This is a genomic window from Streptomyces sp. URMC 126, assembly GCF_051386555.1.
GTDB lineage: Bacteria > Actinomycetota > Actinomycetes > Streptomycetales > Streptomycetaceae > Streptomyces.
Map to the genome: position 1 here is coordinate 1 of NZ_JBPQTX010000817.1, position 278 is coordinate 278.

Here is a 278-nt window from a genome sequence, read left to right on the forward strand (position 1 = left end):
CTGTTGGCCCACGGTGAGCGCGCAGGGCTCGGCGAATTCGTGGCAGAAGACCGACTCGATGGTGGCGACCTCGCCGTTGGGGAGCTGGAAGGGCCGCCCGCCGGCCTTCTGGACGTCGATGACGCGCGCGCCGTCGATCGTGCCCTGGTCGGCGACTTGCCCACCGGACTCCGCGTAGAAGATCGACCGGTCGAGGACGGCGTGGTGGCCACTGACCGAGAGGACGGTGGCGGTGGCCGTCGTGCCGTACGGATCGTCGTGGTAGAGCTGTTCGGTGG

At 69.4% G+C, this 278-nt stretch carries 1 protein-coding gene; it reads right to left on the reverse strand.

The annotated features are described in order from the left end of the window. Positions 1-278 (reverse strand): alanine--tRNA ligase-related protein (locus ACSNOK_RS34055; RefSeq protein WP_436784604.1); only part of this gene is annotated, 278 nt, incomplete at both ends.